At 67.5% G+C, this 22,371-nt stretch carries 20 protein-coding genes and 1 pseudogene; 9 read left to right on the top strand and 12 right to left on the bottom strand.

Annotated elements, in window-relative coordinates; translation table 11 throughout:
• Nucleotides 1-66 precede the first annotated feature (66 nt).
• Both acpM and VMT40_RS13645 read left to right on the top strand, forming a co-directional pair.
• Complete coding sequence (gene acpM, locus VMT40_RS13650; protein ID WP_326358347.1) at nt 67-390, top strand: meromycolate extension acyl carrier protein AcpM; 324 nt, start codon at nt 67-69, stop codon at nt 388-390.
• On the top strand, nt 391-582 hold the full coding sequence (locus tag VMT40_RS13645) for an SRPBCC family protein (protein ID WP_326358346.1): 192 nt from the start codon (nt 391-393) through the stop codon (nt 580-582).
• A 77-nt stretch (nt 583-659) separates the two neighbouring features.
• On the opposite strand, the gene VMT40_RS13640 is transcribed toward VMT40_RS13645, so the two are convergent.
• On the bottom strand, nt 660-1,478 hold the full coding sequence (locus tag VMT40_RS13640) for a formate/nitrite transporter family protein (RefSeq protein ID WP_326358345.1): 819 nt from the start codon (nt 1,476-1,478) through the stop codon (nt 660-662).
• An 82-nt stretch (nt 1,479-1,560) separates the two neighbouring features.
• Nucleotides 1,561-2,709 (bottom strand): alkaline phosphatase family protein, encoded by a 1,149-nt coding sequence (locus VMT40_RS13635; protein ID WP_326358344.1) that lies wholly within the window; start codon nt 2,707-2,709, stop codon nt 1,561-1,563.
• A gap of 38 nt (nt 2,710-2,747) precedes the next feature.
• On the opposite strand from VMT40_RS13635, the pseudogene VMT40_RS13630 reads away from it, so the two are divergent.
• Nucleotides 2,748-4,391: pseudogene (locus VMT40_RS13630) on the top strand (L-lactate permease); the annotation flags it as partial.
• On the opposite strand, the gene VMT40_RS13625 reads toward VMT40_RS13630, so the two are convergent.
• From VMT40_RS13625 to VMT40_RS13610, 4 genes are all read right to left on the bottom strand, one after another.
• Complete coding sequence (locus VMT40_RS13625) at nt 4,323-5,921, bottom strand: amino acid permease (protein WP_326358612.1); 1,599 nt, start codon at nt 5,919-5,921, stop codon at nt 4,323-4,325. The pseudogene VMT40_RS13630 and the gene VMT40_RS13625 sit on opposite strands and share 69 nt — an antisense overlap.
• A gap of 50 nt (nt 5,922-5,971) precedes the next feature.
• Nucleotides 5,972-7,042, bottom strand: a complete 1,071-nt coding sequence (locus VMT40_RS13620; protein ID WP_326358610.1) for a Glu/Leu/Phe/Val family dehydrogenase — start codon at nt 7,040-7,042, stop codon at nt 5,972-5,974.
• A gap of 178 nt (nt 7,043-7,220) precedes the next feature.
• Nucleotides 7,221-10,694 (bottom strand): indolepyruvate ferredoxin oxidoreductase family protein, encoded by a 3,474-nt coding sequence (locus VMT40_RS13615; RefSeq protein WP_326358343.1) that lies wholly within the window; start codon nt 10,692-10,694, stop codon nt 7,221-7,223.
• Nucleotides 10,695-10,869: 175 nt separating this feature from the next.
• Nucleotides 10,870-11,355 (bottom strand): Lrp/AsnC family transcriptional regulator, encoded by a 486-nt coding sequence (locus tag VMT40_RS13610; protein WP_326358342.1) that lies wholly within the window; start codon nt 11,353-11,355, stop codon nt 10,870-10,872.
• 119 nt (nt 11,356-11,474) lie between these two features.
• Between VMT40_RS13610 and VMT40_RS13605 the strand changes: the two genes are divergently transcribed.
• From VMT40_RS13605 to VMT40_RS13595, 3 genes are read left to right on the top strand one after another with little or no spacing between them, the layout of a single operon-like run.
• Complete coding sequence (locus VMT40_RS13605; RefSeq protein ID WP_326358341.1) at nt 11,475-12,020, top strand: LppP/LprE family lipoprotein; 546 nt, start codon at nt 11,475-11,477, stop codon at nt 12,018-12,020.
• A gap of 49 nt (nt 12,021-12,069) precedes the next feature.
• Nucleotides 12,070-12,999, top strand: a complete 930-nt coding sequence (locus VMT40_RS13600) for a hypothetical protein (RefSeq protein WP_326358340.1) — start codon at nt 12,070-12,072, stop codon at nt 12,997-12,999.
• Complete coding sequence (locus VMT40_RS13595) at nt 12,996-13,538, top strand: ABA4-like family protein (RefSeq protein ID WP_326358339.1); 543 nt, start codon at nt 12,996-12,998, stop codon at nt 13,536-13,538. The genes VMT40_RS13600 and VMT40_RS13595 overlap by 4 nt, the downstream gene beginning before the upstream one ends.
• Here the strand turns inward: VMT40_RS13595 and VMT40_RS13590 are convergent.
• Genes VMT40_RS13590 through VMT40_RS13580 form a run of 3 tightly spaced genes read right to left on the bottom strand, consistent with a single transcriptional unit; the run spans nt 13,422 to nt 17,116 of the window.
• Nucleotides 13,422-14,450 carry an SGNH/GDSL hydrolase family protein gene (locus VMT40_RS13590; RefSeq protein ID WP_326358338.1) on the bottom strand — a complete coding sequence of 343 codons (1,029 nt, stop codon included), beginning with the start codon at nt 14,448-14,450 and terminating at the stop codon, nt 13,422-13,424. The genes VMT40_RS13595 and VMT40_RS13590 overlap by 117 nt on opposite strands.
• A 46-nt stretch (nt 14,451-14,496) precedes the next feature.
• Nucleotides 14,497-16,047: an ArnT family glycosyltransferase gene (locus VMT40_RS13585; protein ID WP_326358337.1), complete on the bottom strand. Its 1,551-nt coding sequence runs from the start codon at nt 16,045-16,047 to the stop codon at nt 14,497-14,499.
• Between the two features lie 46 nt (nt 16,048-16,093).
• The gene (locus tag VMT40_RS13580) at nt 16,094-17,116 is read right to left on the bottom strand and encodes an SGNH/GDSL hydrolase family protein (RefSeq protein ID WP_326358336.1); all 1,023 of its coding nucleotides are present in this window, start codon (nt 17,114-17,116) and stop codon (nt 16,094-16,096) included.
• 243 nt (nt 17,117-17,359) lie between these two features.
• Between VMT40_RS13580 and VMT40_RS13575 the strand changes: the two genes are divergently transcribed.
• Both VMT40_RS13575 and VMT40_RS13570 read left to right on the top strand, forming a co-directional pair.
• On the top strand, nt 17,360-18,283 hold the full coding sequence (locus tag VMT40_RS13575) for an SGNH/GDSL hydrolase family protein (protein WP_326358335.1): 924 nt from the start codon (nt 17,360-17,362) through the stop codon (nt 18,281-18,283).
• Nucleotides 18,284-18,489: 206 nt separating this feature from the next.
• Nucleotides 18,490-18,711: a DUF397 domain-containing protein gene (locus tag VMT40_RS13570; protein WP_326358334.1), complete on the top strand. Its 222-nt coding sequence runs from the start codon at nt 18,490-18,492 to the stop codon at nt 18,709-18,711.
• An 83-nt stretch (nt 18,712-18,794) separates the two neighbouring features.
• Here VMT40_RS13570 and VMT40_RS13565 read toward each other — a convergent pair whose 3' ends face one another.
• Nucleotides 18,795-19,715: a helix-turn-helix domain-containing protein gene (locus VMT40_RS13565; protein WP_326358333.1), complete on the bottom strand. Its 921-nt coding sequence runs from the start codon at nt 19,713-19,715 to the stop codon at nt 18,795-18,797.
• A 208-nt stretch (nt 19,716-19,923) separates the two neighbouring features.
• On the opposite strand from VMT40_RS13565, the gene VMT40_RS13560 reads away from it, so the two are divergent.
• Nucleotides 19,924-20,748, top strand: a complete 825-nt coding sequence (locus VMT40_RS13560; protein WP_326358332.1) for an SAM-dependent methyltransferase — start codon at nt 19,924-19,926, stop codon at nt 20,746-20,748.
• Between the two features lie 32 nt (nt 20,749-20,780).
• On the opposite strand, the gene VMT40_RS13555 is transcribed toward VMT40_RS13560, so the two are convergent.
• Nucleotides 20,781-21,836: a phosphotransferase family protein gene (locus VMT40_RS13555; RefSeq protein WP_326358331.1), complete on the bottom strand. Its 1,056-nt coding sequence runs from the start codon at nt 21,834-21,836 to the stop codon at nt 20,781-20,783.
• Complete coding sequence (locus VMT40_RS13550; protein WP_326358330.1) at nt 21,826-22,338, bottom strand: DUF6285 domain-containing protein; 513 nt, start codon at nt 22,336-22,338, stop codon at nt 21,826-21,828. The genes VMT40_RS13555 and VMT40_RS13550 overlap by 11 nt, the downstream gene beginning before the upstream one ends.
• Nucleotides 22,339-22,371: the final 33 nt, after the last annotated feature.

Raw genomic sequence — 22,371 nt, 5'->3', positions numbered from 1 at the left:
AGCCGCTTGAACCTCCACCCGGGTGGAGCTCCTAGCGTGCTGGGCACCAACGAGAAAGGCAGAACCATGGTTGCCACGCAAGACGAAATCGTCGCCGGTATCGCATCGATCATCGAGGAGGTGACCGGCATCGACCCCTCGGAAGTCACCATCGAAAAGTCCTTCGTCACCGACCTCGACATCGACTCCCTGTCCCTGGTCGAAATCGCCGTCCAACTCGAGGACACCTACAAGGTGAAGGTGCCCGACGAGGACCTGGCGAGCCTACGCACCGTAGGCGACGCGGTCGCCTACGTTCAGAAGATGAGCGCCGACAAGCCCGACCTCGCCGCTGAGTTGGAAGCGAAATTCACCGACCCCAACGGCGAGGCCCCCACCGGGACCGAGTAAGTGATAGCCGACGCGGGCAGAGACCCCGCCACCGTCGAACTCGGCACCTTCCTCCCCCAACCTCCCGCCACGGTCTGGCACTTCCTGACCGACCCGGACCTCCTCGCGCGATGGCTGTTGCGCCCGAAGGGATTTGCCGCATCGGTGGGTACGCGATTCACCCGCAAGGCCGCGGCACCCGATTCCTGGTAACCCAAACAGGTTTCGACATCACCCACCGCCGCCACAAAATGGCCCGCAATGCCGTGGAACGCAGCTGGACCCGAGCCCTACCCCGCCTCGACCGAGCTCTTCATCACCTCACCTGACTCCGTCGCGGATGGGCGGTGGGAGGCGGAGGTGTACCAGTAGGTGGCGCCTACGAGGAAGCCGCCGCCGAGGATGTTGCCGGGGATTGTGTAGAGGAGGTTGTGGAGGAGGGCGGGGAAAGTGGTTTGGCCTTCGAGGATTCCGAGGGTGTAGAGGGACATGTTGGCTATGCAGTGTTCGAAGCCGACGGCGACGAAGACCAGGACGGGGAGCCAGAGGAGGGCTAGTTTGGCTCCGGGGGTGCGGACTCGGGTGAACATCCAGACCGCCAGGCAGACGAGCAGGTTGCAGAGGACCGCGCGCCAGAAGAGTTGGCCGCCGTGCAGGGCGTTCTTCGCCGAAAGGAGTTCGGCGAGCATGGATTTGGCGGTGGGGGAGGACATGACGCCGGAGGCGTGGGTCATGGCGGCGAAGAGCAGGGTGCCGAGGAAGTTGCCGATCAGGGTGGCCGCCCAGGCGGCGAGCATGGGTTTCACACCGGTGCGGCCGGACAGGACGCCGACGAGCATGATCATCACCGTCGAGGTGAAAAGTTGGGCTCCGGCGAACATCACCAGGGTCAAGGCGATGGGGAAGACCGCGCCCTCGAGGAGTTTCACGGCGGGGGAGTGCTCGGCCACGAACGGTGAGATGGCGACGAGCAGGAGCACCTCGCCGACGGCGATGTAGACACCGGCGAGCATGGCCGACACCAGAAAACGTCCCGGACTCCGCAACTCCTCGGCCTTGTGCACGGCCTGCTCGACGGTGTCGGCGATGGTGTCGGGAACGGTATTCACCAACTCGACTTTAGAAACCGCTGACCTCGATGGATACGGACGAATGTCCCGACCGCCGAATCGGTGTGCGAGCGGGTGAGCGTCACTTGATCACGACATCGTTCGGGGGTGGGAGGGTGGTGCCGTCGCGTAGGAGGATGGGGCCGACGGGGTTGGGGGTGGTGACCGGTGGGGGCGGTGGCGGTGTGGGGGTTGGGGTGGGGTGGGGCGGGGGTGGTTGGAGGATGGTTGTGCCGAATGCGGGTGGGGCGGGCATCAGGGGGAGCGGGGCATCTGGGCGTTGGTCGACCAGGTCGGCGAGGCCTGGGTCGTTGTCCACGCGGGGTACGCCCAGGGGTGGCAAACCCAGTAGTTGGAGAACGGTTTTGGTGATGCTGGTGTGGCCGCACCAGCGGTGGTCGATGCCGGGGCGCACGCGGCCGCCGAACATGAGTAGCGGTAGGCGGGAGCCGTAGGCGAGCTGATGGCCGGATAGGTCGGATTCGATGTGGGGCGGGACGACGTGATCGTCGTAGCCGCCCCAGTCGTCCCAGGTGAGCAGGAAGACGGTCGAATTCCACAGTCCTGCGGCCACAATCGCGCTGACCGTCTGCCAGATGGCGTTGTGGCCGAGGGTGACGTCGGCGGCCGGATGCTCGTCGCGGGGCGAATCGTGCCAGAGCATCGAGAGCGCCGGAAGCGCGCCCGCGGCGGCGTCGGCGGCGAGTTGATCGCTGCGGACGATATTCGGCGAGCCCTGCAGCTGGCGGTAGAACTCGACGGGGTAACCCGAACTTCCGGTGTAGGCGCGCCAGGAGAACCCGTGATCTCCGGCGTGGCCGGGCAGGCTCGGCATATCCCAAACCGGTTGCGGCCCTTTCCGAGACGGATTCTTCAACGTCGGCGTCTGCCCACCGACGATCAACAGATGGTTCGGCGTGGAATTGGTTCCGAACCCACTGCAGTGGTTTTCCAGCAGCGCCCCGCTCGCCGCCAGCCACGCGTAGAACGGCATCACCGCGGCGGTATCGAATTGCACATGCGCCCCGGTGATCTTCCGCTCCAACCATCGAACCCAGGTGGCGCGATCATGCGGTTGATCCGATGCGGGTGGATTCGCCGCGGTCGGCCAACCCGTGGCAACGTTCGCGCCGTAGGCCGCCGCGGACCGCAAGTAATTGTCGGTGGTGTGATTCTCCTGCACCATCACTACGACGTGCTCGATGGGCCCCGGCGTTCGGCTGTGTGCCATACCCCGCACGCTATCGCTGAGTATTTGCCAAACCGTGGATGGCACGCCGACCCCGCCAACCTATCGGGAATCGCCTGTGGGCCGCTGTGTTCCGACCGACCATTATGTCGGAGGTTGCCATGTATCAGCAGATTCTCGATCCGGTCGCCCATTCCCTCGCGTGGAGTTCGCTCGTCGCGGCCCTGCCCCTACTGACCTTGTTCGTCCTCCTGGGCGTGCTGCGGTGGGCCGCGTGGATCGCCGCCCTGGTGGCGCTCGCGGTCGCCCTGATCGTCGCGGTCTGGGCCTACGGCATGCCGGTCGGGCAGGCCGTGCTGGCCGGATCGGAGGGGGCAGCCTTCGGGTTCTTCCCGATCCTGTGGATCGTCATCAATGCCATCTGGGTCTACAACATGACCGTCGCGACAGGCCATTTCGACGTGCTGCGGCGCTCGTTCGCGAGCGTCAGCGACGACCAGCGCATTCAAGCCATGCTCATCGCCTTCTGCTTCGGCGCGCTGATGGAGGCGCTGGCCGGATTCGGGACACCGGTCGCGGTGACCGCGGTCATGCTCATCGCCCTGGGATTCGCGCCCTTGAAGGCGGCGGTGCTGGCGCTGGCGGCGAATACCGCGCCGGTCGCCTTCGGCGCGATGGCCACGCCCATCATCACGCTGGGCTCGGTCACCGGGCATTCCTCGGACACCCTCGGCGCGATGGTGGGCCGTCAGACTCCCATTCTGGCGCTGTTCGTTCCGCTGGTGCTGGTGCTGATCGTGGACCGCAAGAACGGAATTCGCGAGACCTGGCCCGCGATCGTAGTCTGTGGAGCATCTTTCGCCGTGGCCCAGTACGTGACGTCGAACTTCATCTCGGTGCCGCTGGCCGACGTGGTGGCGGCGCTGGTCTCGGCCGCCGCCGTCATGGCGCTGGTTCGCTTCTGGCGGCCCGCCCGGGTCTACACGGAAGCGGTTGTGACGCCGGTCATGTCGGGTGCACCGGGAGACGAACGGTCCGGTGAGGCTCCGGAGGAGACCCGCGACCTACCTCACGACCCGCCCCGCGAGATCGCCCGCGCCTACGCCCCGTACCTGATCATCATCGCCGTCTTCGTGCTCGGCCAGATCGGCCCCATCAAATCCTGGCTCAACCGCGCCACCCACCAATTCGCCTGGCCCGGACTGCATCTGCTGAACGCCAAGGGCGGCAAGGTCGGCTCGGTGACCTTCACCCTCAATATCGCGACCACGCCCGGCACCCAGATGCTGGTGGCGGGCGTGGTCACGATGGCGGTATTGGGTATCTCGATTCCCAAGGCGCTGAAGGCCTACGGCGCGACGCTGTTCCAATTGCGCTGGGCCATTCTCACCGTGATGACGGTGCTGGCCCTGGCGTATGTCATGAACGCCTCGGGCCAGACCATCACGCTGGGCACCTGGATGGCCGCGGCGGGCGGGTTGTTCGCCCTGCTGTCCCCACTGCTGGGTTGGCTGGGCACCGCCGTCACCGGCTCGGACACCTCGTCGAACTCGCTGTTCGGCGCCCTGCAGGTGACCGCCGCCGGAAAGGCCGGACTCTCGCAGACCCTGATGGCCGCGTCCAACAGTTCCGGCGGCGTGCTGGGCAAGATGATCTCACCGCAGAACTTGGCCATCGCGGCGGCCGCCGTCGGCCTGCACGGCCGTGAGGGCGACATCTTCCGCCGCGTGCTGGGTTGGAGCGTGCTGTTCCTGCTCGGCATGTGCCTGCTGGTGTACCTGCAGTCCACCGTCGTGCTGTCCTGGATGGTTCCGTGACAGCGCGCCCAGCACCGAATGCCGACGGCTGTAACCGAAGTAGATCACGATGCCGATCGCCATCCAGATGACGAACCGCAGCCAGGTTTCGATGGACAGGTTCAGCATGAGCCACAGGCAGGCCAGGGCCGCGAGGATCGGAATCACCGGAACGAACGGGACGCGGAAGCCGCGCTTCAGGTCCGGTCGGGTGCGGCGCAGGATCGGAACGCCCAGGGAGACAAGGACGAACGCCACCAGCGTGCCGATATTGACCATTTCTTCGAGGGTGCCGAAGTCCACGAATCCGGCCAGCAGCGCGCACACGACGCCGACGATGACGGTCAGCCGGACCGGCGTCCCGTGCTTGCCGGTGTGGGCGAGGCCGCGCGGGAGCAGCCCGTCGCGCGCCATGGCGAACAGCACGCGGGTCTGGCCCAGGAACATCACCATGACCACGGTCGAGAGCCCGGCCAGCGCCCCGATGGAGATGATGTTCTTCACCCAGGTCGCCCCGTGCAGCGCGAAAGCCGTTGCCAGGGTGGCGTTTCCGCTGGCGAGCTCGGTGTAGGGCACCATGCCGGTCAGCACCAGCGACACCGCGACATAGAGCACGGTCACAATGGCCAGCGACCCGAAGATGCCGCGCGGCACATCACGCTGCGGATTGCGGGTCTCCTCCGCGGTGGTGGCGACCACGTCGAATCCGACGAAGGCGAAGAACACCAGCGAGGCCGCGGCCAGCAGCCCGTACCACCCGAAATTCGTTCCGCCGGAACCGGTCAGGAAGGAGAACAGCGACTGATGCGCGCCGCCCGCCTGCGCCGAGGGCTGCGACGGCGGAATGTAGGGGCTCAGGTTGGAGGCCTTGAAGTAGGTCGCGCCGACCACCAGCACCAGCGCGATCACGGCCAGCTTGATGGCGACCGCGACCGCCGAGACCCGCGAGGACAGCTTGGTGCCCGTGGCCAGCAGCACGCCGACGATCGCGATGATCAACACCGCGCCCCAGTCGAAGGAGACCGACCCGACGTGCGCGACCGGATTCACCACATGCCCGAGTACCTCGCCGAGATACTGCGACCACCCCTTGGCGACCACTGAGACGGCAAGCGCGAACTCGAGAATCAGGTCCCACCCGATGATCCAGGCGATGACCTCGCCGAAAGTGGCGTACGCGAAGGTGTACGCACTGCCCGCCACCGGCACCGTCGAGGCGAATTCGGCGTAGCACAACGCCGTCAACCCGCAGGCGATGGCCGCGAAGACGAAGGCCAGCGAGACCGAGGGCCCCGCGACCGTGCCCGCGGTCCGGGCGGTGAGCGTGAAGATGCCCGCCCCGATCACCACCGCGACACCGAAGATGGTCAGATCCCGCGCCGTGAGATCCTTGCGTAGCTTGGAATCCGGTTCATCGGTATCCCTGATCGATTGCTCGACCGACTTGGTGCGGAACATTCCGCTCGCGAACGCCACTTGTCGTCTCCTCCTTGAAACCAAGGCGCGGTTCAGAGGGCCCGCGGAATGGCGTCCAGACGCCGCTCCGCGAACCTGTTCGCCGCCGCACCGGTGCCGATTCCCTCGGCCTTACTTTCCGCGATGATGTCGCGGCAACGGTCGAAGATGCCCCTCACCGCGTCTTCGACCTCGGCCGATGCCGCCTTGCGCAGCTCACCGGCCACCTGAATGAGCCCACCGGCATTGGCCACGAAGTCCGGGACCCAGGTGATGCCGCGCTCGTTCAGGGCGTATTCCACCGCGGGCGTGGCCAACTGGTTGTTGGCGGCGCCGCAGACGAGTTTCGCCTCGATGGCCTCGGCGCTGGACGCGGTGAGCGTGCCGCCGAGGGCGCAGGGGGCGTAGACGTCGACCGGAGCGGTGGAGACACTGCTCAACAGTCGAACCGAGGGATGAGTCTTCGAAAGGCGGTCCAGCGCCGCCTGATTCACGTCGGTGGCGCAGACCTCCGCGCCGTCGGCGAGCAGCAGCGCGATGAGTTCGCTGCCGACCTTGCCGACGCCCTCGACACCGACCGTGCGACCGGCCAGGGTCGGTGCGCCCCAGACGGATTCGGCACCCGCGCGCATGGCGTTGAAGACACCCAGCGCGGTCAGCCGGGCGCTGTCACCGGAGCCGCCCGCGGCCTTGCTGCGGCCGGTCACGAAACCGGTGTAGCGGCCGATGGTGTCCAGATCGTCGGTGTTGGTGCCGACATCACCCGCCGTGATGTACCGGCCGCCAAGGGATTCCACGAATCGCGCGTACGCCGCGAAGAGCTCCTCGCTCTTGTCCACCGCCGGATCGCCGATGATGACGGCCTTGCCGCCACCCAGATCGCAGCCCGCGGCCGCCGCCTTGTAGGTCATGCCCCACGACAGGCGCAGCACATCGTCCAGCGCGTCGGACTCCGAGGCGTACGGGTACATCCGCGTCCCGCCCAGCGCCGGACCCAGCGTGGTCGAGTGAATGGCGATGATCGCCTTGAGCCCGCTCTTGTCGTCCTCGCAGAACACCACCTGCTCGTGGCGTCGGCCACTGAGCTCGTGCGAGCGGCCGAAAACCCCTGTGTCGGTGTGCATTGCGGTCACAATCGATTCCTTTCGTGGACGCCGCTTGTGGCGGCTGTGTGGTGGCCGCGTGGTGGGCGGCCGGGGGTGTGCCGATGGCACGGCACGGACCATCGCGGTACGGCGGCGCGGATTCGGTGCCGCCGTGGCGCGTTGGAGTGGTGTGGAATTTGGGGTGGGCGATTACCGCTCAGTCGAGGCCGAGTTCGCGCAGGCGCGCTCGGTAGAGCTCGACATTGCCGAGCTTGACGTCCTCGTAGCCGCGGACCAGGTCGGGCAGACCGGCGGCCTCGGCGGCCGTGGCGTAGGTCTGGTCGGTGAGTCCGGCGGCGAGGCGGTGGACCATTTGGGTGTAGTGGGACAGCAGCTCCCGCTCCACCTTGCGGACGTGCGCGTAGCCGAACGGGTCCAGCTTCGTGCCGCGCAGCGCCTTGCCCTTGGCGAGCACCTTCAGGGCCACATGGGTTTTGGGAGTCAGGCCGATCTTCTTCTTGCGACCCATGGCCCGCAGCATCGGGGGATGCAGCTTGTAGGTGAGCTTCTCGCCGCCGGGGACCTGGGCCCGCACATCGGCCAGGAAGTCGGGATCCACCAGCAGCCGCGCGACCTCGTACTCGTCCTTGTAGGCGGTGAACTTGTACAGCCCGCGCGCGACCGCCTCGCTGAACTCGGTGCGGTCGGTGACCGCCCGCTCGGCCGTCCAGGCGGCCTGCACGGTCTCGATGTAGCGGCGCGCGACCTTCGCGTTCTGGAAGTCGATCAGTTCGGCGGCGCGCAGCTCGACCAACCGGCGAACCTCACCGTCGAAGTCGGTGCCCGCCAACAGTTCCGCGGGTACCGCGCGCTTGGCCCGCCGAGCCGAGGCCGGTTCGGTCGCCACGGCGAAGGCATCCGGATCGGCAATGGCCACCCGGCCCCAGCGGAAGGCCGCGATATTGGCCGCCACCGCGACACCGTTGATGGTGATCGCCTCTTCGATGGCCGCCGCGGGCAGCCGCAGCCCACCGGTCTGGAAGGCCGCGCCGACCATGAGGAAATTGGCGGCGGCGGTATTCCCGAACAGCTGCTGCGCGGCCGCGAGCGCATCGAAGTGGAACAGCGAATCCGACACGCCCGCAAGGCGATCCAGCAGCGGCTGGGTCTCGGGATACTGCACCGACTTGTCGTAGACCATGTCCCCGGTCGGCGTCTGGCTGGTCGAAGCGACCACGACGGTGCTCTCCGGGTTGCCGTACTGCAGATTCTTGGGATCGGCGGCCCCCAGCAGATCGATGGCCATGATGCAGTCCGCGCTGCCCGGTGTGAGCCGGTTGGACGGCTCCAATTCCGTTGCGGAGAACCGCAAGTGCGACAGCACCGGCCCGGCCTTCTGGCTCAGCCCGATCTGGTCGAGGCTCTCGACCGCGTACCCGGCCCGCAGCGCCGCGGTGGCCAGCACCTGGTTCACCGTCACGATGCCGGTACCGCCGATGCCCGCGATGAGCACGTTCTGCGTCCCCAGCGGAGCACTCAGCCCCGGATCGGCCACGGCGGGCGGCTCGACGCTCGTGCGCTTGGTGGCCTTGCGCCCCTTGGCGTCCGGGTTCAGCTCCACGGTCACGAACGACGGGCAATCCCCGTCCAGGCAGCTGTAGTCGGTATTGCACGAGGTCTGATCGATGCGCGTCTTGCGCCCGAACTCCGTCTCCACCGGCTGCACCGACAGACAGTTCGACTTGGTGCCGCAGTCGCCGCACCCCTCGCACACCGCCTCATTGATCACCACGCGGGTATTGCGCACCGGCAGCGTCCCCCGCTTGCGCTGGCGACGCGCGTCGGCGGCGCAGTGCTGGTCGTAGATCAGCACGGTCACGCCCTTGATCTCCCGCAGCATCCGCTGTGCCTCGTCGAGCCGATCGCGATGCCACAGCAGCGTGCCCTTGGCGAGCTGCTTCTTGTTGTGCCGCTTGGGATCATCGGCGCAGATGATGATCTGCTTGACGCCCTCGGTGGTCAGCTTGTGGGTCAGCTTCGCGACCGTGAGCCCGCCCTCGACGTCCTGCGCGCCGGTCATGGCGACGACCTCGTTGTAGAGCAGCTTGTAGGTGATGTTCACCCCGGCCGCCACGCACGCCTGCACCGCCAGCTGCCCGGAGTGGAAGAACGTGCCGTCGCCAATGTTCTGGAACAGGTGCGGCACATCGGTGAACGGCGCCTGCCCGATCCACTGGCTGCCCTCACCACCCATCTGGGTCAGCCCGGTCACCGCGCTGTCCTTGCGGCCCGACAGCGTCACCAGCGTGTGGCAGCCGATACCGCCGCCGCCGATCGATCCCTCCGGAATCGCGGTGGAGCGATTGTGCGGGCAGCCGCTGCAGAAGTACGGGGTGCGTTTGGCCGACAGCACCTCCAGCGAAAGCGCGGGCGGCGGAGCCTTTTTCAGCTCGACGTGATCGCGCAGTACCCGCCGCAGCGGAGCCAGCAGGCGACCCGCGGTGAGCTCACCGTCGAACGGCATGAGCGGCATACCCTGGGCGTCCAGCTTGCCGATGATGCGCGGGGCATCCGCCGTGCCGTACAGGATCTCCCGGATCTGGGTCTCGATGAACGCGGTCTTGTCCTCGACCACGATGATCTGCTCGAGCCCGTGCGCGAACTCCATGACCTTCTGCGCCCCAACGGGATACGGCATGCCGATGCGCAGCAGCCGGATTCCGGCGCGGTGCATGGCCGCCTCGTCCACGCCGAGATCCACCAGCGCCTGCCGGACCGCGTCGAAAGTGGTGCCGGTGGCGGCGATTCCGATGCGCGCGGCGACCGGATCCACCTCGATGACATCGAGATCGTTGGCCGCCCCGAAGGCCCGCACCGTGGCCCAGCGCGGCCCGTACAGGTCCGCCTCGGCGAGCACGCTGTCGGCGGGAGCCGCCATCGGCCGCTGCCGATAGGTGAAAGTCTTGCCCTCCCACTGGATCTCGGGCACCTCGATAGGGAGCTCCGCGACCGAGGAGTCCACGGTCCACGCGCCGTCGGCGACATCGGCCACGATCTTCATGGCCACAATGCAGCCCGAGGCCCGCGACAGTGCCACACCCTGCATGCCCATGGTGATGATCTCGCGGGCATTGCGCGGGAACAGCACCGGCACGCCCATGGCCGCCAGCGACCGTTCGCTCACCGCGGGCACGGTCGAGGACTTGGAGGCCGGATCGTCACCCACCAGCAGCAGCACGCCGCCCCGCGGATTCACCCCGTACATATTGGCGTGCCGAATGGCATCGGTGGCCCGGTCCACGCCCGGCCCCTTGCCGTACCAGACGCCGACCACGCCATCGTGGGTCGCCGTGCCCGCGGGCAGATCGGCCTGACTGCCCCACACCGAGGTGGCCGCCAGCTCCTCGTTGAAACCCGGAACGAAGGTGATGTCGTGCTCGGACAGCACATTCGGCATGCCCAGCAACATCTTGTCGACGCCGCCCAGCGGGCTGCCCTGATAGCCGGAGACGAAGGTCGCGACCCGATGCCCGGCGCGCATATCGCGCACGTGCTGCTCGACCAACAGTCTGGCAATGGCCTGCACACCGGTGAGAAGCACCGGACCCGCACCGGATCGGTAGCGATCGGCGAGGTCGTAGGGGGTAGCTGGTTCGGCCTGCCGGACAGGCGCCCAGGCAACGTCGGTCATTGACAGTCACCACACTCTCCACAGCCTCGTGAGCTGCATAGGAAGGGATCAAGCGATCGGTGCAGCGAAATCTGCCGTGATGTGTGATGTGTGTCAACTTAGGCGCGAAAAGTTGATCAGATTGCTCAAAGGTGATCTGGAACACTGTGACGCGCGCATCATTTTGCTCAGGCGCTCATTCGCTGACCGAATGACGTGTCAAATGCTCGACGAGCGGGAGCGAGCGGTACTCGACCGGAGTCGCCAGGGCGAGCATGGTTTCGGTGTGCTTGACCCCCGGGATGGAGTGCACGCGCTGAATGATCGCCAGCAGATCCGGCTGCGACCGCGCGGCAATCCGCACCAGCAGATCCCCGCGCCCGGTCGTCGCGTGCACCTCGAGCACGTTCGGGAACTCCCGCAGCGCCTCGACGATGTCGTTCATCTTGTTCTGATTCAGCTCGATCCCGAGGAACGCGTGCACCGCGAACCCGATGGCCTCCAGATCCACATCCGGCGGATAGCCCCGTACCACGCCCGACGCCTCGAGCCGTTTCATCCTGGCCTGCACCGTGTTCCGTGCGATCCCCAGCCGCTGCGCCAACTCCAGGATCGGCGCGCGCGGATCGGCCGCCAACTCCGCCAGCAGCGCGGAATCCAGGCCATCGATCTTGATGCTCATAACGCATTCTCGCATTCCGCTACATTTCCAACGCGCACCTCGTCGGGTTCGCAGCGGGGGATAACGCGATTTCCCGCGAGCCCGATCATCATGTCGTGAAGCGAGACCGGAGGGGATTCATGAAGGCCAGGTCAATGGCGGTGGCGGCACTGGCGGCGGGCGTGGTGCTCGCCGTCGGCGGATGTGGGGGCGGGTCAACGTCGGGGGGTTCGACGACGGAACCCGTTGCCGCACAGCAGCCCGCGGCACCGGCGGGCAGTGGGCACGGGCTGTGCTTCGACGTGAATTCCGATCTCGCTAAGCAGGCCATGGCCCGGCTGTCGCCGCCGCCGGGGGGCAAGTGGCAGGTGGGGCAGGCCAGTGATGATCAGCTCTCGGCGGGCTGCGACGGCGTGCTGTCGTGGATGGAGGTGGCCTCGACCTTGAATCACCCGTACACGCACATGCTGTTCTTCACCAATGGGACCTATCTGGGCACGGCGACCTCGGATCCCTACATGTACACGAAGATCACCGGGCATACCCGGACGAGCCTGACGCTGACCTATCACTGGATCAAGGGCGACGAGCCCATGTGCTGCCCGCAGGGTGGGCCGAGCGTGGTGACGTTCACCTTGAATGGCACCAAGGTCACGGCCGACGGGCAGTTTCCGCCGCATTCATAGGCGTTCGATTTATAGACAGTGACACTATCGGATAGTTACGCTATCCAGTATGAGTGTTGTTGCTGTCTCGCCTGTTTCCGTTCGAGAGCGTTGGCATCCGCCGCTGGTGTGGCTGGCGGTCGCGATGTTCGCGCTGGTGCTGTTCGCCGCCGGGGGAATGGTGATCGACCATCGGGTCATCACCGGCCTCCCGGCGTGGGACAAACCCGCCAAATTCGCCCTGTCGGTACTGATTTACGCGATCACCTGGGCCTGGCTCATCCCGCAGCTGTCCAAGGGGCGGCGGCTGGCCGAGCGGGCCGGGACCGTGGCCGCCGCACTGCTGGCCGTGGAGATGGTCGTCATCGTGGTGCAGGTGGCGCGGGGGACGACCAGTCACTTCAACGTGAGTTCGCCGCTGAACAGCGCACTCTGGTACACCATGGGCGCGTCGATCGCGGTCGTCTGGGTGGCCACCGCGGTGATCAGCGCGGTGCTGTTCCGCAATCCCGGGCCGGATCGGGCGCGCAGCCTCGGCATTCGATACGGCAGCCTGCTCTCGCTGCTCGGGATGGCGTTGGGATTCCTCATGGTCGGGCCCAAGACGGGCCAACACGACCTGCCGCGCACCATTTCCGGCGCGCACACCGTGGGCCTACCCGATGGCGGCCCGGGATTGCCGCTGCTCGGGTGGAGCACGGTGGGCGGGGACCTGCGGATTCCGCACTTCGTGGGAATCCATGCGCTGCAGCTGATTCCACTGGTGGTGATCGCGCTCGAGCTGCTCTCGAGCCGGGTCGGGGTGCTGCGGGACGGCTCGACCCGAGCCACCCTGGTCACCATCGCCACCGCGGCCTACACGGCCTTGCTCGGGGTGGTCACCTGGCAGGCGCTGCGCGGTGAATCGGTGGTGCATCCCCAAGCCCTGACGCTGGTGTCCCTCGCGGCGGTCGCCGCGGCGAGCGCCGGTGCGGTCACCTGGGTGGTGGCGCGCCGATGACCACCACCCTGTTCTCCCTCGTCTTCTGGCTCGCCGCCCCGTTCTGGGCCGCCATGATCCTTGCCCCGCACCGGGTGTGGACCCGCCGCCTGGTCGCGTCGCCCTGGATCGTGCTGCCCCCGCTGCTGGTCTATCTGGCGCTCATGCTCCCGCACTTCCCGCAGTTCTTCGCCGCCATGCTCCGCCCCGATCTGGCGACCCTGCGCGAAATCCTCGGCGACGACTGGGGCGCGGCCGCGATCTGGGCCCACCTGATCGCCTTCGACCTGTTCATCGGCCGCTGGATCTACCTCGACAGCCGGGCCCGGTCCGTCTCGCCACTGCTCGTCTCGCCGATCCTGTTCGTCACCATCCTGCTCTCCCCGATCGGCCTGCTCTCCTATTTGGCCGTGCGCGAACTGATGTCGATCACGACGCGCGGTTCAGCGCGGCTGGACGGTGTGGCTGTAGACCTCGGCGGCGACGGCGGTATCGCCGCGCGGAGTCGGATGGAAGGGCAGACCGACCAGGCCCACTTTGGGGTCCAGGACGGCCAGTAGCCAGGGGTCGGCGGCGCAAAGGCCGTGGCCCGCGGTGACGGGGCGCGCGTCGACGAAATCGATCGAGAGCAGCTGTGCCGCTTCTCGTTCGGCATTGTCGACGCGATTCCAGAACTCGTTGATGGCCCGGGCTCGCGGCTGGACGTAGCGGAACACGCCCAGCACGTCGAGGCACCAGACCGACGAATTCTCCGGTGCCAGTTCGGGATAGCCGACGAGTTCGATCCTGGCGTTCGGGGCGTAGTACTTCACGTAGTCCACGACCTTGCGAATGCGGTCGGCGTAGGCGGCCCCGGTGACCGCGTTCAGGTCGGGCCAGCGGCCCTGGGTCACCGCATCGGTGTCGCAGCCGTCGGCGAGGTTGAACGCGCAGGTCAGCTGGGCGGGAGCGTCGGCGGTGGTGGCCGAGTCGCGCGGCCACTCGTCATTGGCGCCCAGCTGGATGGCCACCACCTGCGTGCGTGGGCCGAAGGCGCCGTTCCCGGCGGCCTTGATGGCCAACTGCGCCAGGGTGTATCCGTCGCGGCCGGGGACCTGCTGGCCGGTCGAGGTCACCGGGCCGCTGTCGATGGAGGCGTTGGTGCAGGTGGCGTTCTCGAAGTCGGCGGTGCCCGCGACACCCATGAGCGCGCTCAACTGGACGGGCCAGGAGGTGTCGCGGTGCAGGCATTCGTGCGCGGAGGTGTCGTTGTTGCCGTCGCACTTCACCAGCACCCCGTCGCACGGCGGGTTCGCGGCGAACGAATCACCCAGCACCACAAGCGTTTTGCCCGGGGACGGTGTCGGTTGGTCGGCCGCGGCGGTACCGATCGACCCTGCGGTACCGATCGACCCTGCGGCGGCGAGCACCGCGACCGTGGCGGCCAGCCGGAGCGGCAACACGCGGCCCGTGAAGGCCTTGAAACTCGTCATGCAAATCCTCGACAACCAAGTAGTGATGCCCCGACAGTGTTGCTCACTAAGCCGGTGGAACGATCATGTAGGTCAAACTCGGCCACGCGACCGACAACGGAATCCGCGGTTCGCGACAGATCCAGATGGTCACGTGGTGGTTCTGCCCGCCGATGCCGAGTGGATTGTCCATCCGCAATGCCGGTGTGGTGTGGGCGAATTCGGCCAGGAATGCGCGGACCTGGGGGCCGTCGTTGTAGCCGACGTAGAGCACGGTTCCGGCCGAGTCCGGTGGTGCGCCGAATTCCGCGAAGCCGCGATTGGGGCTGTAGACCGGCGGAATCCATTGGGAGCGACGGTAATGGTCGAGCGCGCCCGCCTGGTTGTAGGCCTCGGTCACGACCACGGTATCGGCTCGGTCCTCGGCGGGCAGGCCGATCGCGACCCGGTGCACGGCGTCGGCCAGATCCGCCCAGTCGTCATTGCCGTAGTGCTGCAGGAAACCCCAGTATCCGTTGTCCGGGACCTTGATCCAGCTGCGCGGGTAGGGGAGGGCAGCCAGGGCGGCGGCCAGCACCGCGGACGCGACGGTCAACACGGTGAACAGCCGTCGCAAATGTGAACGGGCGTCGGGGGGTTCGAGCAACCCGGACAGGATCGCAGCACCGCTGCCGAAGATCGCGGGGACAATTCCGGCCACGTAGTACGACCGGCCGTGTCCGGCGACAACCAGGACGATCATCAGCAGGGCCGCGAGGAGAACGAACCGGTAGGGCCGCAGCCGCGGCGTCCGGGCCAGGCCGTACAGGCCCAGCAAACCCAGTCCGCCGCCGAGGAATCCGGTGGTCACCATGATCGCCACGATCGTGCCCCACTGGCCGCCGTCACTGCCCGCCGTCTCCTGGGCAATGGCCGCATTGGTGGCCAGCTGCGGCCAATCGCGGGCGGCCTGCCACAGCAGGGCCGGGATCATGGCAACCGCGAAGATCAACAGCCCCAACCACAGTGCGGGACGACGCAGAATCTCGCGCGGTCCGACCGCGAGCATGGCGAGACCGACGCAGGCCGCCAGCATCAGCACCAGCCATTTGTCCTGGACATCGATGGCCGCGGCCACGCCGACGCCCAGCAGCAGCCGGTCGTCGCGCACGCGCACCCAGCGCACCAGCAGCCACAGGATCAACGCCTGACAGGCCACGTCGAAGGCGACGCTGTCCAGCACGGTGAAGGCCACGACGAACGGCGACAGCGCGTAGGCCGCCGCCGCGAGCTTTTGATACCGCGGCCGTGCGCCGCATTCGAAGGCCACCGCGGCGGCCAGCACCGATACCGCGAACAGCAGGAGCAGTCCCGGAATACGCAGGGCGAGCACCGATCCGGGCGCGAGCAGATCGCACAGCCTGGCGATCAGCGGAATCACCGGGCCGTTGTCCACGTAGTCGACGGCCAGCCGTCGCCCGCACGCCAGGTAGTACAGCTCGTCGCCCGCGAGTTGGAAGCGCGCCGCGGAGACCGACCAGGCGAGCGTGATCAGGCCGGAGACCAGCACGACGCCTCGCCACGCGAAGCGCGGTGGCGCGACGGACGATTCGGATTCAGAGGTGTAGGTGAGCGTCATTGCTTCTCCGGGGGCTGCCACGCGGTACTCGATCGCGGGGGTGCTGTCAGTTGGGCCGCGTGACGTGGCCGTAGACGGTGGCGGCCACGGCGGCGTCCCCGCGTGCGGAGGGGTGCAGCGGCAGGCCCGAGCGGTCCGGGCGCGGATCCAGGAAGCCGTTGAACCAGGGATCGTTCGAGCACAGGCCGTGGCCCGCGGTCGCGGGCCGCACATCGACGAAGTCGATGCCGAGCAGCTGAGCCGCTTCGCGTTCGGCCGTCTGCAGTCGGTCCCAGAACTCGACCATGGCCCGGGCGCGGGGCTGCACCCAGGTGCCGAGCCCGAAAAGGTCGAAGCACCACACCGAATCGCCTTCCGGCGCGACCTCGGGGTAGCCGACGAGTTCGATCCTCGCGTTCGGGGCGTAGTACTTGATGTAGTCGACGACCTTGCGAATCCGCTCGGCGTAGGCGGGGCCGGTGATGGCGTCGACATCGGGCCAGCGGCCCTGGGCCACCGCGTTTTCGTCGCAGCCCTCGAGAATGTCGAAGACGCAGGTGACGACGCGGGACGCGTCGGCGGTGACCGTGGAGTCCCGGGGCCAGGCGTCGTTGAAGCCCAGTTGGATCGCCACCACCCGGGTGCGCGGGCCGAGGGCTCCGTCCTGCGCGGCGGCGAGGGTCTCCTGTGCCAGTGTGTAGCCGCCCCGGCCCGGCACCTCCTGCCCGGTCGAGGTCACCGGACCGGTGTCGATGGTCGCGCTCGAGCACGAATTGTTCTCGACGTCCTCGGGTTCGAGGGCCATGAGCGTGCCCAATTGGGCTGGCCAGGAGGTCGGTCCGTGCAGGCAGGCCCGGGGGCCGGTGCCATCGGTGTCCACGCATTTCACCAACAGCCCGTCGCAGGGTGGGTTCGCGGTGTATGAATCACCCAGGATGACGAGTGACCGACCGGTCGGTGCGGCCTCGGCGTGGGCGCTGCCCGCCACCGCGGGGCCCACCGAGACCCCCGCGGCGAGCACGCCGACCGCGGCCAGCCGAATCAGGGACACGGCCGGGCCCGTTGTCCCTGTTGTCCAGGAGCTGGTCAATACACAATCCTCATCAAGCCACACACACCATGACGCAGGTCACAGTCATTGACAGTCAAAGCAAAATAGCGTTATTTCACATAGTTGACAAGCAAACGATCGGTACGGACCGCGTGCCGTCGCGATCGGGTCGCCACGCGCGCGTCTCTGGCGGAATTGGATTGCCGCGCAATCGAATTCGCCACCGAAGCCGGGGCGGCCCGGCTACAGTGGGCGTCCGGATTGATAAGAGGTACACGGCCAGTGAAGAGATCGGCTCGGCTGCGGATGCGCGCGGCGTCAGCGGTCTGCGGCACCGTGGCGGTCATTGCCATGGCGGCACCCAACGCGACCGCGGCGGACACACCCGAGGGCAAGGCCCTCGTGGTGATCGGCGATTCCTTCTCCGCGAACGGGCGGATCCTCGACCTGCTGAACTCGGGCGGGGATCCGGATTGCAAGCACGTGCCGACCTCGTGGCCGCTGCAGCTGACCCAGCGTCTCGGCCTGTCCGACAACGATGTCGAGAACACCTCGTGCCAGGGCGGCTCCATCGACACCTCGGGCTGGACGCTGGCGCATCAGGTGAAGCGGGCGATGTCCGACGGTGCGCTCGGCACCCGCACCCGGGCCGTCACGATTCAGCTCGGCATGAATGACGCCTGGGGCACCGACAATCCGGTCGCCCTGTCCCGTGCCTTCTCGTGTCTGACCGATCTGATCAATGGTTGCGGTCCGGAAGCTGCGGCGCAGGGACGCGCCCCCGATCCCGACACCATCACCGGCCGGGCCTACGCGGACCGGGTCCGTCAGGCGGTGGTGTACCTGCGCTACTACGCCCCGAACGCGCGGATCGTTTTCGTGGGTTATCCGGAGATTCACTCACCCGGAGGCGATTCCGCGTGCGCGGGCATCCTCGGCGTCGATGTGGTCCAGCCTCGGGCCGGTGCGATCACCGGGTTCCTGGACCGGATCGACACGGCCCAGCGCGCGGCCGCCGCCCTGCTGAACGCGGATTTTCTCGACGCCCGCGCGGTCACCGCCGGGCACGGCGCGTGCGCCGCGGACGCCTGGGTCGACGGCGCCTTCGACCCGCGCGTCGAGCCGCTGGGCTTCCCCTGGCATCCCACCGCGCGCGGTGACTCCGCGCTCGCAATCGCCTTGCAACAGTTGATCACTCAGGGCTGAAACAGCCCTTCCGCGCGGCTGTTCGCACGACAAAGTTTGTCGGTGGGTCGCCGTAGAGTTGCGGTCATGAGGATTTCGATGTGTCGGCGTGCGGGACGGCATGAATTCAGTTGCGCGGCCGGTGGTTCGGATAACACTCTGTTCGGCGTAAGCGATTCACGAGATGGGTCATGGGGAGTGACCCTCCGGGGGAAGGAATGAATGCCATGAACGGCAACATGATTCGCGGGGCTCATCGCGGCCCCAGGTTCGCCAAGAGCAGTTTCAGCTATGGCGGCGGCGATTGCGTCGAGGTCGCGTACCACGAAGGCCAGATCGCAGTGCGTGATTCCAAGGATCGGCACAGCCCGACCCTATGGTTCACCAAATCCGAGTGGCGAGCGTTCACTTCGGGCGTGCGCGCGGGCGAATTCGATTTCGCCGACTGACGTGCTGGTGGTGTCGCAGCGAATTCGCTGCGACACCACCACCCCCACGTGCGGCCGACCCCTCGACGGCCGCTGGAAAATGGTCATTGGGTTGTGATGCGGTGGATTTCGTCCCGAAGTCCGGTGAGAAACTCATGGGCATCGGTGCCGAACATGGCCATTCGAGTCAAGGCGTCCCAGCGGCGGCGGTGGGCGTCGACGAGATCGGGGCCGCGGGTGACCATGCTGCCCGGGATCGGTTCCGCGGACGCGAGGGCGTGATCCTCGTTCTCGTAGATGACGAAACCGTGCGGGATGGTGGTGCTGGCCTCGATGTCCTGCGCGATCACCCCGATGGTGACCGTATCGAGGGTCTCGATCGAGATGATCCGGTCCAGTTGGGCGAGCAGGACGCGATGCGGTCCGGGCCGAAAGCGCAGGGCCGCTTCGGTAATCAGGAATTCGAAGCGCTTCGTCGGGTCGTACAGGACCCGTTGGCGTTCCAGGCGCGCGGCGAGCGCGGCAGCCGCGGCATCGGGAGTGTAGGGCGGGTCGAAGGTGGCGAACACCCGGCGGGCGTAGTCGGCGGTCTGTAGTAGGCCCGGTATCAGCGAGGGCTGGAAGTTGCGCACCACCTGCGCGTCTTCCTCGAAGGCCCGGACGTCGTCTTGTAGGTGCGGCCGGTCCGCGAGCGAGGAGGCCCAGTCGTGCACCTCGGGTGTGTGGGCCACCTCGGTGAGCGCGCGCAGCGAATGCTGGCAATCCGCGTCCGCCCCAACCGCTTTCGCCCAGTCGAGCACCTGCGGTAGCGGGGGCACCACATGCCCGGCCTCGATCCGGGACAGGGTCGATTGGCTGATTCCGACCCGCTTGGCCAGCTCCCGGCCGGAGATTCCGGCCATGTCCCGCAACCGGCGCAGCTCCACGCCCAACTGCTGGCGTGGGTGCGACTGGCGCGCAACCGCATTCGCGGCGAGTGCTGCCGCCGCGGTCGCGCGCTCTGTCGGTTGATTCGCTGAAACCATGATGATTCAGATCGAATCACCTTGATTCACAAGAGTCAAGACTCGGCCGGTCAGAACCTGAATCATGCGTGAATCACATGGCCGATCGGACCGGTGCGCGCCGCGTTGCCGGGCCGGGCCCGCTGCGCGCGGGATCGACCCTCTGTACGCTGAACCGGCTGGCAGGACGAGTGCGGCTGGGACAGTTGAGCAATGGCGGGGAGGTTGCGTGCCGGAAGAACCGGAGAATCCCGATGTGCGGCCCGAATGGGCGCCGCTGACGGTCGATCTCGACCGACCCAGCGCGGCCCGGGTGTGGGACTACTACCTCGGCGGCTCACACAACTTCCAGGTCGATCGCGCCCTGGCCCGTCAAGTCATGGAGCGGATGCCGGAAGCACCGCTCATCGCGCGCGCCACTCGCGCCTTCCTGCACCGGGCCATGCGCTTCCTGACCGACCAGGGCATCGACCAGTTCATCGATGTCGGCTCCGGCATCCCGACGGTCGCCCCGGTGCACGAGGTGGCGCGGGAGGCCCGCCCCGGCACGCGTGTTGTCTACGCCGACAACGATCCGGTCGCCGTCACGCACAGTCGAGCCCTGTTGTCCGGCGATTCCGAAACTCTGGTCCTGGAAGCCGATCTGCGTCGTCCCGACGAACTCTTCGGCCCGGACGGCGCGGGTGGGCACCTCGACTTCACCCGCCCCGTGGCCGTACTCCTGATCGCGGTCCTGCACTTCATCCCCGACTCCGACGATCCGGCCGCGATCCTCGCGAACATTCGCGCGCGCCTGGCCCCCGGCAGCTACCTGGTCATCGTGCACGGCAGTGTCTCGGCCGAAGTTCACCAGGAAACCGCCGACCTCTACCGGCGCACCCCCAACCCGCTCACCCTGCGCCCCTACGACGAGATCCTCCACTTCTTCGACGGATTCGACCTGGTCCCACCGGGATTGGTCCCGCCAACCTCATGGCGGCCCGAACTCTCGCCACCGGGTACCCAACTCGCCATTCATTCCCCCGGATTCGCCGGTGTGGGTCGCCTGCGCTGACCGGGACGGATTGCGCGGCGGCCGTGCGCTCGTCAGTCGAGCAGGTGCAGCAGGTCGTATTCGAGTTCGGCGATGCGGCGGGCGATGGCGGCGGCTTCCAGGCCGCGGTCCTCGCCCCCGAGGTAGGCGCGGGTGCGTTCGAGGAAGACCCCGGCGGCCACCAGGTTGCACAGCACCTCGCTGAAGCGGACCCGGTCGGGGTCCACGGGCTCGCCCCCGGCGGCCTCGTAGGCCGCGAAGAATTCGGCGCGCGAGCCGATTCCGGTGAACTCGCGGTCGTCGGCTCCGAATCGCCAGGCGCGCATGCAGGCGTAGCCGAGGTCGGTGACCGGGTCGCCGATATGGCTGAACTCCCAATCGAACACTGCGCGTAGCCCTTCCGGCCCGGCGGCGTAGTTGGAGGTGCGGAAGTCGCCGTGCACCAGTCGGAGTGGACGATTCGCCGGGGCGACGGCCCCAAGGCGGTCGTGGCACCAGCGCAGTGCCGCTTCCAGTGCGGGGCGGGTGATTCCGGAGTGGTCGAGCAGTCGCCGGATGAGCTCGAGTTGATCGTCGAGGGTGCGCTGGGGCATGAAGGGCAGATCGGTGGCGGTGAAGGAGTGGACGCGGGCCAGGGTCGCGGCCAATTGCCGCACCAATTGCGGTCGCACGGAGTCGAATTCGTGCGCGCGGATGATCACCCAGGGGCGGGTCTCGCCGTCGACGCGTTCCATGAGATAGCAGTCGGCGAGCGCGTCCCCGGACTCCGGCGCGGCGATCGGCCGGGGCACCGGCAGCCCGGCCGCGTGTAGGGTCCGCAGCAGGGTGTACTCACCCGCCCGGTCCAGGGCGTCCTTGCGGCCGATGATCAGATCGGGACTCTGGGTGCGGCCGTCGGTGAAATCGCGGCGCAGGATGAGCGGATGGCGCGCACCGGTGGCATCCAGGGCGTCGAAGGACCAGGTCTCCCGGGACGCGCCACCCGAGAGCCGCCGCATGCCCTCGATCGTGATGGGCGCGGGCAATGCTCGGCCGACCATGGTCGTCAGCGCCGCGGCGAGTTCGGTTTCCGCGTCGATGGTTCGCCCTCGGGCGTCGTTACCCGCCATTTCGCACCTCGGGGTGGGCGTAGTCGGGATTGGCGATGCGTAAGTGGCGGACGGCGCTGGCTCGCAAGAAGGCCAGCATCCTCGACCATTCCTCGCCCGTGAGTGGCGCGGGATCGTGCAGGCGTTCGACGAGTGCCGCATCGAGCTGCTCGTAAGTGCCGGTGCGGTCGAGCAATTCGCCCAGAGCGGTCCGGTCCTCGGCCCGAATCCGTTCGCCCAGTTCGTATTCACGTTTGGCGATCATGAGCAGGTTCGCCGCGATGAGCGCCTCGAAGGCAGCGAAGCCGCGCAGGGACGAACGCACCCGCTCGGACAGATACAGCGCGCCCATGGGCAGCGCGACCGAGCGGATGACGGGCAGTCCGGCGGTCGTGCGCAGCAGTCGGGCCACGGTCTGCGCCTCGACGACCTTCGGTCCGCCCATGGCGTGGGCGGCCTTGCCCGCGAGATGCTGGACCGCGGTGGCGACGAGGTCGTCCGCAGCGGGAAAGTCCTGCGGCACAATGACTCCTAGCGGGGTGCGGGGACTCCTAGC

The sequence above is a fragment of the Nocardia sp. CDC160 genome (genome assembly GCF_035818795.1).
GTDB lineage: Bacteria > Actinomycetota > Actinomycetes > Mycobacteriales > Mycobacteriaceae > Nocardia.
The sequence above is the reverse complement of the archived record's forward strand: the minus strand, read 5'-3'. Positions and strand labels throughout refer to the sequence as shown.

Excerpts from the sequence above, each read along its gene's own strand:
- VMT40_RS13600 (WP_326358340.1), top strand. The coding sequence starts at position 12,070 with ATGAGTGTTGTTGCTGTCTCGCCTGTTTCCGTTCGAGAGCGTTGGCAT.
- VMT40_RS13590 (WP_326358338.1), bottom strand. The coding sequence starts at position 14,450 with ATGACGAGTTTCAAGGCCTTCACGGGCCGCGTGTTGCCGCTCCGGCTG.
- VMT40_RS13555 (WP_326358331.1), bottom strand. The coding sequence starts at position 21,836 with ATGGCGGGTAACGACGCCCGAGGGCGAACCATCGACGCGGAAACCGAA.
- VMT40_RS13625 (WP_326358612.1), bottom strand. The coding sequence starts at position 5,921 with ATGTTCCGCACCAAGTCGGTCGAGCAATCGATCAGGGATACCGATGAA.
- VMT40_RS13620 (WP_326358610.1), bottom strand. The coding sequence starts at position 7,042 with ATGCACACCGACACAGGGGTTTTCGGCCGCTCGCACGAGCTCAGTGGC.
- VMT40_RS13570 (WP_326358334.1), top strand. The coding sequence starts at position 18,490 with ATGAACGGCAACATGATTCGCGGGGCTCATCGCGGCCCCAGGTTCGCC.
- VMT40_RS13585 (WP_326358337.1), bottom strand. The coding sequence starts at position 16,047 with ATGACGCTCACCTACACCTCTGAATCCGAATCGTCCGTCGCGCCACCG.
- VMT40_RS13635 (WP_326358344.1), bottom strand. The coding sequence starts at position 2,709 with ATGGCACACAGCCGAACGCCGGGGCCCATCGAGCACGTCGTAGTGATG.
- acpM (WP_326358347.1), top strand. The coding sequence starts at position 67 with ATGGTTGCCACGCAAGACGAAATCGTCGCCGGTATCGCATCGATCATC.
- VMT40_RS13595 (WP_326358339.1), top strand. The coding sequence starts at position 12,996 with ATGACCACCACCCTGTTCTCCCTCGTCTTCTGGCTCGCCGCCCCGTTC.
- VMT40_RS13605 (WP_326358341.1), top strand. The coding sequence starts at position 11,475 with ATGAAGGCCAGGTCAATGGCGGTGGCGGCACTGGCGGCGGGCGTGGTG.
- VMT40_RS13615 (WP_326358343.1), bottom strand. The coding sequence starts at position 10,694 with ATGACCGACGTTGCCTGGGCGCCTGTCCGGCAGGCCGAACCAGCTACC.
- VMT40_RS13565 (WP_326358333.1), bottom strand. The coding sequence starts at position 19,715 with ATGGTTTCAGCGAATCAACCGACAGAGCGCGCGACCGCGGCGGCAGCA.
- VMT40_RS13610 (WP_326358342.1), bottom strand. The coding sequence starts at position 11,355 with ATGAGCATCAAGATCGATGGCCTGGATTCCGCGCTGCTGGCGGAGTTG.